Annotated in this window: 4 protein-coding genes and 1 pseudogene; 3 read left to right on the forward strand and 2 right to left on the reverse strand. The window is 65.4% G+C overall.

Annotated elements, in window-relative coordinates:
- Positions 1–98 precede the first annotated feature (98 nt).
- Positions 99–401 (forward strand): annotated as a pseudogene (locus ACWCP0_RS02410) (tyrosine-type recombinase/integrase); the annotation flags it as partial.
- A gap of 150 nt (positions 402–551) precedes the next feature.
- Here ACWCP0_RS02410 and ACWCP0_RS02415 read toward each other — a convergent pair.
- Together ACWCP0_RS02415 and ACWCP0_RS02420 are read right to left on the reverse strand one after the other, a co-directional pair.
- On the reverse strand, positions 552–1,355 hold the full coding sequence (locus tag ACWCP0_RS02415; RefSeq protein WP_451076967.1) for a hypothetical protein: 804 nt from the start codon (positions 1,353–1,355) through the stop codon (positions 552–554).
- Positions 1,355–8,416, reverse strand: a complete 7,062-nt coding sequence (locus tag ACWCP0_RS02420) for a polymorphic toxin-type HINT domain-containing protein (protein WP_451076968.1) — start codon at positions 8,414–8,416, stop codon at positions 1,355–1,357. The genes ACWCP0_RS02415 and ACWCP0_RS02420 overlap by 1 nt, the downstream gene beginning before the upstream one ends.
- A 353-nt stretch (positions 8,417–8,769) precedes the next feature.
- On the opposite strand from ACWCP0_RS02420, the gene ACWCP0_RS02425 reads away from it, so the two are divergent.
- Positions 8,770–12,033, forward strand: a complete 3,264-nt coding sequence (locus tag ACWCP0_RS02425; RefSeq protein WP_451076969.1) for a hypothetical protein — start codon at positions 8,770–8,772, stop codon at positions 12,031–12,033.
- Positions 12,034–12,237: 204 nt separating this feature from the next.
- Positions 12,238–13,761, forward strand: a 1,524-nt coding sequence (locus ACWCP0_RS02430; RefSeq protein ID WP_451076970.1) for an FG-GAP repeat domain-containing protein, incomplete at its 3' end; no start/stop codon positions are given.

Below are 13,761 nucleotides of genomic sequence, written 5' to 3' on the forward strand. Positions count from 1 at the left end.
GAGCCTGCCGTCGCCATCGCGCATCGCATCGAATCTCGACATATTATTCTTCCCAACCCAGTCGGCCTTGAAGCTGTGCGGATCCTCATCGAGGTGCGGACAGCGGCCTCGTCTTCACCACCCCGAACGGCAAACCGCTCGATCCCACCAACGTCACCCGCCGCTTCCGCCGTCTCCTCCAGAGCGCAGGGCTCCGGGCGATCCGCTTCCACGACCTCCGGCACTCGACCGCGACCCTGCTCCTGGAGCAGGGCGTTGACCTCGTCGTCGTCAAGGAACTCCTCGGCCACGCCCACATCAGCGTCACCGCCGGCGTCTACGCCCACGTCCGACTCCGCCTCCAGCGCCAGGCCATCGACACCCTGGGGCACGTCCTCGGCGACCAAGACGACGGCCCCGACTCCCTCACTCACCTCAGTCGTCGTCCGCTGACGTTGCCGTCAGCGTTGCCGTCAAGCACCACAGAAGCCCCACCAGAAACAAACTCTGGGTGGGGCTTCTGCATTCAAGGCCATTGTCTCAAGTGACCGACCGTCTGCTGGCGCGGATCGTTACTCCTCCGGACCAACGATTCTTACCGAATCCGGAAGTTCACTAAGCAAGCCTGAATCACCTGCCACGACCCTGGTTCCCCTAAGTCGAAGGTCACGCAGGGAACTCATACTGAGAAGCGGAGCCACCGATCGCACCTCCCCCCCGTACGTAACCCTGAGCTCTTCCAGATTATTTAGAGCTGACACAGCGTTGAAGTCCAGCGGCTCAGGCTGAATTGACTCCCCTCCGCCAATCAGCCAGCACCGGCGCAGATCTTGGAGGCCTCGAAGGGGGGCAAGGCTCTCAACGCGCGCCTCAAGGATCTCCAGGTCGTCGAGTTTCGTGCAGTTCTCCAACCCGCGAAGATCCACAATCTGCCCCACGCCTTCCAGCTTGAATGATGAGATCCGTGGCGCACTCCTCAGGAATCCCAAATCAATCCTGCTGGATGACCAAAGCGTCAATCTCGTCAGGGCGGGAAACCCTGCGAGGTCAATTGCGCCCGCCCGATCATCTACCGCCAACGCCGTGAGAGATACGTTCCGGACTGCAGGGATCGCCACTTGCCCCCTCGTGAGGAGCACCAGCTCGCGGAGTCCAGCGATTTTAAAAGCCTGCGAGTCGTCGGCAACGCGGCCTTCAATCTCCAGATACTTGAGCTCCGGCAAGCTGGACAAGAAATCAAGGCTGTCCAGCCGCGCACTTCCGCTCACACGGAGGAACAATCCGTTGAATTCCCCGGACCGATACTGCCGGCCGAGTTCACGCTCATCGGTCGACTCGTCGGCTCGCCAATTCAGGACACTATAGTCTGCCCGCATTAAGGAACCTCATTTCGGCGATTCAAAAGCGTACCGCCACCCAGGCCGCCGTATTGATCCATTACCGACTGCTCTTGCTCCCTGATCGCTTTCCAGGAATGACCAGACATATCGTTCACCGATATGTTGGAAATGTCGCTCGTCGTGTAACCCGCCGACTTCACGGCCGCCTTGTCTGAATTGAAAGCGGCATGCAGGCGACTGTGTATGTTGGTTGAGCTGGACCCAACATACACCTTGCCATCCTTCATCGTGATGGTGTAAACCCCGGGCACGGTCGGAGCATCCTTGAATCCGAACGTGCTACACGACGAGTTATGCACCAGCACCGGAGTATTCCCCGCCAGCACATAGTACGTGTGGATGTCCTCAACTGTGAGGTTGTACGTGCGCGCGTGCTTGGTGAACGGGCGGTTGTTCGTCACGGTGACGGTGGCGCCCTCATGCGTGAGCAGTGTCGCACCCGGCTGAAGTTGACCGGCTTCGACCCACCGCTTCTCGGAGGGGGACCAGAAGGGGTGCTCGTGTGTGGCGGTGAGCTTCTTGGGTCCGTCATCGGTCGCGATCGTCAGTTCATTGAAGTACTTGTCGTCGTCGGTGCGAATCAGCCGTGTGACCTTGCGGCTGCCGGATTCTCCCGTCTCAGGGTCCTTCGCGGCGACTTCGTCGCCCAATTCAATGTCTTCAATGTCCTTCGTGGAACCATCAGCCATGAGGACGTCCGTGCCGGCGAGGAAACACTTGCAGCTACCGAGAATTCCTCTCAGCGCCGCTGTGTCGCTGGGCGCAGCCTGAGCACTCTCGGCCTCGAGTCTGCCGTACAGACCTCTCAGTCCTTGGCGGATTGAATATAGCCCTGTAGATACGCCGAGGGATCCTCCTGCGGCGAAATCAATCTCCGCCAGCACAGCATTTTCCGCAGCAGCGATACAGGCTCCGGCTGCCAGAGTGCAGCCAGCGATTACTGCGAGGGCGACCCCGACCCATGGCTGCTCGTAGTCGAGTAGGCCAACTTTGTTCGCTGCCTTACAGAATGCACCAATGTCACCCGCGGAACTTCCTGAGCACATGCCCATTGCCCAGATATGGATGGCGTCTTGGTAGGTATTCCAAGGTGTCAGGATTCCCCGAGCAGCCAACTCCTTGGGCGTGGGTATCGGCACACCACCAATTGTGGGCTTTTCCTCCTCGAGCGAACCTGCCGGTGTGTCGTTGCCGCCGTTGCTACCGCCGTTGCTACCGCCTGTGCCACGGATAGTGCCGTCATCATTCTTGCCTCCGTCCGGATCCCCTGCAGTGCCGCCATCCGGGCGGGTCCATCCGTCGCCATCGTTGCAGCTGTCGCACCAGAGGCCGGTGGGGTCGCTGGCAGTGACGGGGGTGTTGTTGGCGTAGGCGTAGCCGCCCATCTGTTGGGGATCCGTCAGGTCGAAGACAGGGTCGACGCTGATGAAGCGGCCGGTGGTGGTGTCGTAGTCGCGGGCGCCGATGTGGGTGAAGCCGGTGACGGTGTCGATGTCTCCGCCGACGAAACCCTTCTGTCCTGGCCAGAAGGTGGGGGCGGTGCCGCGGGGGGCACCATAGGGCAGGCTTTTGCGGCGGTTGACTGCGAGGGTGGTGGCGCTGACGGACAGTTGGTTGGTGCCGTGGTGGTCGGCGACCAGGAGGCGGACCCTGCCGTCGCTGCTGGTGCGGACAGCGGACCCACCGGGCACGCCGTAGTAGCGGGTGCCGGCCAGAGTGCCCGTGGATTTGGTGAGGACGAGTTCCTGCCCGCCGGGCAGGTACAGGGTGGTGGCGGTCGGTTCCCGCTTGAGGATGCGCGTGCCCTCCGCGTCATACAGGAACTTGGTGGTGGCGCCTGAGACGGTAGAGGTGGCGAGTTTGCCTTCGTCGTTCCAGGTGAGGTCCTGGACGGCGCCGGTGGCAGGGGTCTTCTTCTTGAGGTTGCCGGTGGCGTCGTACTGGTAGGTGTCTGCCCCGGTGGCACCGCCGGAGGCAGTAACGGTGCGTACGGCGTGCGGCTGGGCGGCGCCAGTGGTGGTGGGGTAGGTGTAGGTGCGGGTGATGTCGGCGGTGATGGGGCCGGCCTTGTGCTGGGTCTCGGCGGCGCGGTCGCCGGAGTTGGTGAAGGTCCAGCTGGTCCAGTATGGGTCGACGGTGCCGAGGGCCGGGTTGCCGGTGCCGTTGACCGGTTTGGTGGTGCAGGCGTCGGCGGTGGTCCAGGCCTCGGACAGGCGGCGGGCCCAGTCGTAGGCGAAGCACTGGTCATCCGCGATGGTGCCGTCGTTCTGGTCGTCGCGGATCCGGGTGACGTTGCCGACTGTGTCGTAGGTGTACTTGATGTTCGACAGCGTCTGCGGGCCGGAGGTCTCGCGGTCGACGACCGACGTGGCGAGCCGTCGGGTGACGGTGTCGTACCCGAGGGTCTGGATGACGCGGGCGCCGAGGTTGCCGAGGGATGCCTGCGCGAGCTCACCGAAGGGGGTGTAGCTGGCGCCGGTCAGATAGACCTGGGACAGGGTGCCGTCAACGATGCCGAGCTGGTCCTGGGCGCCGTAGTGGTTGGTGACGGTCTCGGCGGGCAGCGCGGTCGTGGCGTTGGTGTTGCCAGTGCTGTAGGCGGCGGTCGCGGGCAGTCCGCTGACCGGGGTGGTGGTGGTGGCGACGGTGTACGTGCCGGCGAGTTTTTCCTCCCCGGTCACCGACGGCACCGTCACCGTCATCCCGGTGGCCTTACCAGCGGAGTCATACCCGGTGACGGCCGACCTGTAGGCAGCGGCCGGGGTGACAGATGTGTCGTAGCGGGTCGAGGAGGCGAACAGGCCCTTGCCACCCGTGGCAGTGTCGTATGTCCACTCGGCGAGCTTGGTGCCGGTGACCGAACCGGTGCGCAGGCTGGTCTTCCGACCAAGCTCGTCGTAGGTGCTGGCCAGGGTGGTGCCGAGGGCATCTGTGGTGGTGGCAAGGCGGCCATCGGCGCCGTAGCCAATGGTGCTGGCGCCCTTGTCCGGGTCGGTGGTAGCAATCTGCCGGCCGCGCAGATCGTACGCGTAGGTCCAGGAGTTACGACCGGAAGCGTCGGTGACCTTCTCGAGGTTGCCGGCCCGGTCGTAGGCGTAGGTGGTCTTCTCGTACTGGCTGGTGGCCGCGCCGATGACCGGGTTGCGGTCCTTGTACTGACGTCGCTCGGTCGTGCGGCCGCGGATGTCGTTGATAGTGAGGGTCGCGGTCCCGCCAGTTGGCGGAATAGTGGAGGTCCAGGTGTCGCCGAAGGCGGTGGTGGTGCGCCACTTCTCCACGTTCAGCGACAGCGTGACCCCGGCCGTGGGGCGGCCCCGGCCGTCGTACTCGGTGACGACCGAGGTGGGAATCTGGTTTGGGGTGACCACGAGCATCGTGGTGGAGACGGCCTGGTTGTTGTAGAAGGGGGCATCGGTCTGGAAGGCGCGGCCGTGGGTGTCATAGAAGGCGTTGGTGACAGTGCGACCGGTAACACCAATGGCGTCCGACTGGGTCTGCCGCGCGCGCAGAAGCGAGTCGTAGATCGTTACGCTGGTGCCCCAGGTTCCGTTCTCGTACAGGTTCTTCGTCGTCACCGTGGAAGGCGCGGTGGCGGAGATGTTGTACGTGAAGGTGACATTGGGATTCGCGGTGGTGACGCGGCCTGCGCTCCAGACCTTTGTGAGACGTCCGAGGCTGTCATATTCACCGGAGGCAGCGCGCTGGTTGGGTTCAGTGACCTTCAAGGTGACGCCACGATTCCCGTCTAGGGCGGTAGTGGTGGTGTGTCCCTTGGGGTCGGTGACCGTGACAGTTGTGGGCTGGGCACCGGTGGCGGGGTTGTAGTCCGTGGTGACGGGCCGACCATCCTGACCCGCAGCGGAGACTATTCGCCCGTACTGGTCGTAAGCGATCTGGGTGGTGGTCTCCCATACCAACTGGTTGTTGATGTCCAGCTTGGATGCCTGCTCGGTCTTCGTCACGTTCGCCAGCCCGGGCTTCGGGGCGACGCCGGATGGCTGTCCGTCGTAGAAGGTGCGCGAGGACCCGGTGATAGCGGGGGTGAGGTAGCCGAGTCCGCAGGGTGCTTGATCGACGGTGGTGACCTGGGAGGCGTAGGAGATCAGCCAGTTGGTGGTGTCTGGGGTGACGTAGGAGGTGCGGGTGCACTTCGGCTTCACCCCGTTTGCCGTGTCGCCGTCGTCTCCCTCGGCGGTCAGCAGGCCGTAGACCGGGTCGTATTCGCGGGTGGTGGTCAGGGTGCGCCAGGTCGTGCCGTCGTCCAGCAGCTTGCTGGCGGCCTCGGTGACTGTACCCGCGTGGCGGGCAACGGCGTCCGGTAGCACTGGCCCCGGGGTGCTCGGCTTGTCGGGGTCGGTGATCCCGGTGATGTTCTGGGTGGCGGTCGGGTCGGATTCCCAGGGGGTGTAGGTGGTCTTGGCGACTACCTTGCCGCCGCTCCCGTCCTTGTCGTAGGTGCGGGTCTGCGCAGGTCGGCCGGCGAAGTCGTCGCGGTCGGTGATGCCGTTGATCGTGGCTGCAGGCCTGGGGCTGCCGTCGGCGAGGGTGTCACCGGCCATTCCGAGGAAGTAGCTGGCTTCGGCCTTGGTGCGATTGGTGGCACCGGTCAGAGTGCGGACCGTGCCGTAGCCGCGGAAGACGCTCCAGCTGCGGTGCTTGTCAACGTTGAACTCGGAGGTATCGCGGCGCCAGTTGGGGCCGTTGTCGTACTCGTAAGTGGTGGTCTTCGAGGCCGAGCCGGTGCCGGCGGTGGTGTCGTCCTCGACTACCTGGGTGACCAGGTACTTGTGGAACCAGTCCTTGACCGGGTCGACCGCGCCGTCAGGGGTCCACCAGGACGGGTAGCAGCGTTTGGTGTTCTGGTCCGGGGAGGACGGCAGGCTGCTTGAGGTGCACTCGGTGGGGCTGTAGGTGACGAGGGTCTGGCCGCCGGTCTCGTTGGTGACCTGGGTGATGCGGTACTTGTTCAGCGGCGGCCGTCCCTCGGCCGAGTCCACCCGATTCGGCATCGGCGTCCCGCCGAACGTCGTCTTGGGCAGGGTGAGTTCGGTGCCGGAACCGGCTCTGCCAGTGCGCTGGATCGACTCAAGCCACAACGCCGGCTTGGAAACGTCGCCGGTGGCCGGGAACGACTGCGCGAGCGTCCAGGTGTCCACGTAATACAACGTGGTGCCGACCAGAGACAGGGTGGAGATACTCGTCAGGCGCTGACGGGACCAGAACGACGGGGATGGCTTCAGGCACTGGGTACCTGCGGTGCAATTCAGGTCTACCGGGACGTCAGGCCAGTTGGCGGCATGGGCGTCGTCGAACGTGCCGCAGTTCGCGAGGCATCGTTCCGCAACCGTGAAGGACACTCGTCCGGCCGGCTTGTCCGTGGTGAAGATCGCGTCGGTACGCAGGCCGTAGTCGATCCGCTTCAGGTAACCGCCGCGAATGTAGGGGACTGGGTCATCGACCTTGAGGTTCTGGGCGTAGTAGCCGGTCTCCTTAGAGTAGTACAGGGCCATGGCGTTGTGGTGCGGGTCAACGACATAGTCGAGGTTCCAGCGCCAGCCCTGCGTATCGGCCGAGGAGGCGAAGTCCGATCCGTGGCCGGGCTCGCCGCTGTGGTTGCCGTAGACCGGGACGGTGAAGACCGAGTTGGTCTCCTCCTTGCCACTGGTCCACCCTGGCAGGCGGTTCTTGCCGAACCAGTACTGGGTCCCGTCCAGCGAGGTCACTTTCCAGTACTCGTAGTCCTCGTCACCGTTGACATCGTTCGGGGAGCTGCCGAAGATCCGCTCGACGCGCGAGCCGTCGTCGTTGGCAAGCTTCCACACGCTCTTGCCCGCATCCCACACCAGGGAAGTGGACGTGCCATTCAGCGAGAGTGTCGCGTTCTGCGACTTCCAGCACAGATCGCCAACCTTCTCGGTGTTGTTCCCGCCCTGCTTGTCGTTCTCACAACCGGCGTAGCTGCGCTCGATGAACCCTGGCGAGTAGTCCCAGCCCTCACCGATCCACGACGTCTGGTTGTTCGTCGACGACGTCCGACCGTCGACCGCGGATGAGTTGTACGACAGCGCCACCTTTGGCTGCAGCCCTCCCGGGACGGGCGGCACTGTCAGCGGCATACTCCAGCCGAACCCGCCGGAGTTCCCTCCGGCTGACCACGACCCGGACGGGGACAGCGAGGTCGCCTTGAACGACCCCTCCCCACCATCCGCAGCGGCCGCGGCAGCCAGCACCACCATGCTGCTGCTCGTGGCAGCCGTGGTGCGTGACTGCCTGCCCGTGCCTTGGGTGGCCGGGAACGCCACGGTCGCGGTGAGCGTACGACCCGCGGTGTCGTTGTCGGTCGCCAGCGGCACGGCCTTGAGACATTCGGCCTTACCCGGGGTGGTCAGCGCGCAGGCAGGAAGCTGGACCAGGCGCAGCCGGGAGGACCAGCCAGCGCCGAACGCCGACTCGATGCCCGCGTAGTCGACCTGAACTTCGGCCGCACCAGGGGCGGTGGTGGTGCTGGTCGGTTGTATCGACAGCAACAGGCCCTGGATCCCTGCCCGCTGCGTGGTCTTGCGGTTAGCGAGCGTTACGCGTACGTGGTCCGGGCTCGCAGTTCCGGCAGGACGGGTGCCGGGCTTGCCTCCAGCGACAGCAGCGGCTGGCCGACCGATACGGACCGGCAGCGACCCTGCTTGGACTTTGCGATGGTCGTCAGGCTTCTTGGCCGAGCTGCTGGGAGCACCGAGCAAGGCGACGTCTGCCTGCCCGGCGGGCGGCCAGGCGATCTTGCCCGGCGGATGCCATTGGTCGCGTTGTGAGGGCGCGCGCGTCACGAAGCGGTTGACAGTCAGGTCGTTGCCCGGCACCGAAGCGGTCTTCTGCATTGGTCGCAGCGAGAACTCACCACCGGGTTTCGCCCAGGCGGGCGCGGACAACAGCGACAGGCTCAAGGCCGCGGAGAGCAGGCCGACGGAGGTGGTGCGTGCACTGCGCAACCGCAGTAGCGGATGAGTGAAAAACGGCACGCCAGAGCCACGGCGGAACACCATAAAAGACCCCACCCCTAGACCTGCATCTTATGAAGAGCCTGTAAAGCAAAGCCGACACAGCGGCCATTGCACAAGACATAAAACGGGCGCCGTTCAGCGTAGGAGGATCTTGTTGATTGACGATATCGATCGGGAGCGACTCGTTCTGGATCAAGGGCTCGATCAGGGAAGAAGCGTCCGCGGGAGGGCGAAAACATCACAAACGGTCACCAGCAACACCTCCCAAGAGCGGATGGAGCTTCGTCTTCCATTTACCCGAGGTTCACTGTCTCCAAAGAGCTTGGGAAAACCACACGGTGTGAATAGCCTGCGAGTCTCACGCATGCTGCGCGTGCGCTTCAGAAAGGCGCCTCATGACAGACCCGTACACGACGGGCCGAAGAAGCAGACGCTCGATAGCGTTCCTTCTCGCCCTCGGACTACCGTTGACGGCCGTCACCACGCTGGCCCTTCCCGCCGCGGCCGTCGCCGCCGACAGCGCGCCGTCGAACGCCTCCGCTTCAGCCTCCGAGGTCAAGGCGTTCGACTTGGCCGCGAAGACCGGTGAGCGAGTGGAGATCCTCGACCGTCGTGAGGAGACCGTTGAGGTCTTCGCCAACCCCGACGGCACCATCACGCGCCGTCAGCACTCCACCCCGGTGTGGTCCCGCTACGAGGGTGTGTGGAAGAAGGCCGATGCCACGATGGTCCGGCACGCCGAGGGCACGGTCGGCCCCTCTTCGCCGGCCTTCGGTATCACCTTCTCCGGCGGCGGCAACGGCCCGCTGGCGACCATGACGAAGGACAGCAAGAGCCTGTCGCTGTCCTGGCCCAGCGCGCTTCCGCAGCCGGTCCTGGACGGCAACACCGCGCTGTACAAGTCGGTCCTGCCCGACGTGGACCTGAAGGTCATCGCCGAAGTCGACGGGTTTGCCGAGCACCTGATCATCAACACCCCGCAGGCGGCAGCGAACCCCGCGGTCAAGAGCATCAAGCTCGGCATCGCCACCACCGGTGTCACCCTCACCGACGACGCCGGCGACAACCTGACCGCCAAGGACGCCGACGGCAACGTCGTCTTCAGCGCCCCCAGTCCGAAGATGTGGGAGCAGCCGGCCGCAACCGATGAGCAGCCGCAGGCCGCCAAGGCACGCGTGGCCGCCGCGGACGCCGACGAGCAGCCGCAGACCGCGCCGGTGAGCGCCGACGTCACCGGCGACACGCTGACGCTGACCCCTGACCCCACGCTGCTGGCCACCGCAGACCAGTTCCCGCTGGTGGTGGACCCGCCCTTCACCGGCGGTTACCGGGAGAAGTGGGCCGTGGTGTATTCGGCTACCCCCAGTGAGGCCTACCCGAACGGGTCCGGCTGGCACTCCGGAACGCCGAATGACGAGCCGCGGGTAGGCTTCAACGGCACCGGCAGGACGCGGTCGTTCTTCGCGATGAACACCGATGGTCTGGCTGGCGCGGACATCCTCGATGCGACCTTCGCCGTGGTCGAGACACATTCCTGGGGGTGCGACCCTGCGGCCGCGGGGCCGACCGAGCTGTGGTCCACCAACGGCATCACCACAACACCCTCCTGGAACACCAACGACTCGTACTGGGCAGCAAAGCTCGACTCCGACTCATACGCCCACGGCAACCCCACCTTCTGCCCGGGGAACCAGGGGCACGACTACCGCTCCACCGCATTGACGAACTACGTCCAGCAGGCGGCCGACAACGGCTGGGGAACCCTGGCCTTCGGCCTGCGCGCCGCCAGCGGCTACGAGGGCGACACCGAGTCCTTCAAGCGGTTCACCAACAGCCCGGCGCTGGAAGTCACCTACAACTACAAGCCCGAGGTCACCAGCGCCAAGGCCTACGAGGGCACCTGGAGTCCGGGCGGGGACGGCAACAAGCCGGTGCCCTGCGCTGACGTGATCGGCAACAGCGGTCTCGCCCTGACCGCGACGCTCAAGGACAAGGACGGCGGAACGGTCACCGGCGAGTTCTCCGTGACCAAATCCGGCGGCACCGCGGTGTCCTTCAGCCCCTCCACCGACACCGTCTCCACCGGTCAGACCGCCTCGGTCACCGTGCCCTACTCCAAGCTGACCAACGGGTCATACACCTGGAAGGTCCGCGCCAAGGACCAAGAGGGCACCTACAGCGGCTACACCGCCTCCTGTGCCTTCACTGTGGACCGGGTCGGTCCCGCCGAGGCCGTCACGGTGACGAACACCGATGGCACGCCAGCCGATGAAGCGACCGACAAGTACCCGGCCCGCAAGACCGTCCGGCTGAAGCTCTACAACTCCGCCAACGACGTCGCCGGCTTCTGCTGGTCCATGGACCTGTACCTGTCCGCCTCCAGCACCCGCTGCCACAACGGCACCTGGGTGAACGTCGGAACCGACCGCCACACCGCCTTCATCGACGTGATCCCCAGCGGCTGGCCGAACAGCACCCTGCACGTCGTCGCCTACGACACAGCCGACAACCACTCCCCCCTGGACAAGATCACCGACGCGGTCAACCTCAGCACCACCAAGTCCGAGTTCGTCTACGCCCCGGGGAAGGATCCAGGCACCGGCCTGGCCCGCACGGACCTGCCCGGGGACCTGACCGGCGACGGCTTCGCCGACATGGTCGCCACCGACGACCTCAAGAAGCTGCGCCTGTACGCCGGTGACGGCACAGGCAAGGTCGCCGCCTCCCAGACCGTCGGACTCGGCGGGTGGAACGACGCCATCATCGCCCACCGTGGCGACCTCGTCGACTTCACCAGCCCAACCGCGGCGCCCGACGGCTACGAGGACTTCGTGGTCCGGCTCAGCGACAACCAGCTTTACATCTACGGCGGCACCGGCCTGGGTACCCCCGCCTTCGACACCCGCCTGCCACTGAACAAGACGAACTTGGACAATGCCACGGACTGGCGCCGCATCCGGCAGATCATCACGCCCGGCGACATCGACAACAACACGACGGCCGGGCACATCGGGGGCAACGACCTCATCACGATCGAGTGCAAGGACGATGCCTGCACGAACGCCGCCCTGTGGCTCTACACCGGCAACACCATCGGCACCGCACAGAACCACTGGCAGGACCAGACCGAGCCGTTCGACCTGAACAACCGCGTCAACATCGGCCTCGCCGGCTGGAAGGACTACACCAACCTCGCCGTCGGCGACCAGAACGGCGACGGCGTCCAGGACCTCGTGGCCCGCGACCCGAGCACCGGTCAGCTCTACCTCTACCCCGGTCAGATCACCAACGGAGTCTTCTCCCTGGGCAGCCGGTCAACCTACGGAAACTCAGGCTGGGATCAGCGCCCCCACCTGGCCTCTCCCGGCAATGTCCAGGGAACAGTGGCCACAGCCACCTACAGCGACCCCGACGCTGGCACCAACATCACCTATCGCCAGTTCCAGCCCAAGACCGGCGAAGCCTACGGCGATGTGTGGGCCACCACACCGGCCGATCCCAACCTGACCGTCCCCTACGTCGACGACACCGGCGCAGCCAGGACCACCACCTGCCCCACCGGCTGCCTGCTGTTCTACCCCGGCGGACCCACCACCCATAGGAGCCCCAACCTGGTGGGCCTCGCCTCTTGGGGCACTAGCATCACCGGCATCTTCTAGCCGGTCCGCGGCACCACAGCACACCGCAAGTCGCAAATGCCGAAGGACGGCTCCTGGGTCCAGACGGGAGCCGTCCTTAGACACAAACCTGAGGCTCCCAGCACCACCGTCCGGTAGTCACTGCCCACCGGACGCAGCACGTGATCAGCGAAGCCCGTCCCATCGCGGCAGCACAACTGCCGTCCCGTTCACCTGAGGACACACATGCTCAGACGCAGACGTCTTCGCCGCATAGCGGCCGTCGGCGGTTCCCTCGGCGCGTTGGTCGTAGCCGCGACCGGCACGGCGGGGCCAGCCACCGCTCAGGATCTCGACATCGTTCATGTGAACGATGTCGTCCTGCGGCCGGGGAGCACCTGGGGGGCCAACGCGGCCATGCCCGGTCCCTTCCTGAACGGCACCATGGTCTACGCGTTTGCCACCAAGCCGCTGACCGGCCCCGCCGGTGACGGCGCCGGCCTTCCGGCAGGCCTCACATTCGGGCCACAGGAAATCTGCAAGCCCGCCCCGCAGGCCACGGCCGTCTACCTCTGCAAGGTCGGCGGCACCAGCGACCATTACGCACCGGTCGTCACCATCCCAGCAGACACACTCCACGACACCATGGGCTACTACGGCGCGGTCTACGCACCTGCCGGCTCCGACCTCAACGCCGCAGTCCAGGCAGCACAGACCGCTGGCGCCACACCCGCAGACGGCACCCACGACGCAGGCACGTTCACGGTCAAAAGGCTGGAGCACGTCGCACAGAACAGCCTGTCGTTCAATACCCCCGACATCGAGGCCGGCAAGTCCTCGCCCCAGACCCTGCGCGTCCACGCGGTCGACGGTGGACACCTGGACCTGTGGTTCGGCCCCGCACCGGAGCAGTACGGCTGGAACAGCCACGACGTTGACATCCGCGTCACCTCGGTGACCGCAGGCCAGACCGCCCAGTGCACCCACAGGAACGAATCGCTCACTGTCGGCATCGTCCTGATCCAGTGCGACCTGACGCCCGGTGACACCGACATCACCTACACCCTCACTTCGGCGCCCGGCACCGAAAGCTGGCACATCAACGCCCACGCTCGCTACAAGGTCTACTCCTGGGGCCAGGACTACCTGACAGCAGAGGCCCCCTTCGCGGTCGACGGCCTTCCCGTGCGTGAGCGTCACACCATCCTGGGTCGCGACGCCGCCGGCAAGCTGTGGCAGTACCCCGGCACCGGCAACGCCACTGCGCCCTTCCGCACCCGCAGTCTGATCGGCAGCGGCTGGCAGGCCTACAACGCCCTGACCAAGCTGTCACCGGTGTCCGCGGACAGGCCCGCTGGCGACCTGATCGCCCGCGACTCCTCCGGCATCCTGTGGTACTACCGCAACGTAGGCGGGGGTCCCTTCGCGCCCCGCGTCCGCGTCGGCTCCGGCTGGAACATCTACAACCAGCTCGCCGGGGCCGGTGAACTCACCAGGGACGGCAAGGCCGACCTGATCGCCCGCGACACCACCGGCACGCTCTGGCTCTACCGCGGCACCGGCAGCACCACCGCTCCCTTCGCCACCCGCACCAAAATCGGCGGAGGCTGGAACATCTACAAGCAACTCGCGGGAACTATCGACCTGACCGGCGACGGAAAGTCGGACCTCGTCGCCCGCGACACCACCGGCACGCTCTGGCTCTACCGCGGCACCGGCAGCACCACCGCTCCCTTCGCCACCCGCACCAAAATCGGCGGAGGCTGGAAC

The sequence above is a fragment of the Streptomyces sp. NPDC001970 genome (genome assembly GCF_053594115.1).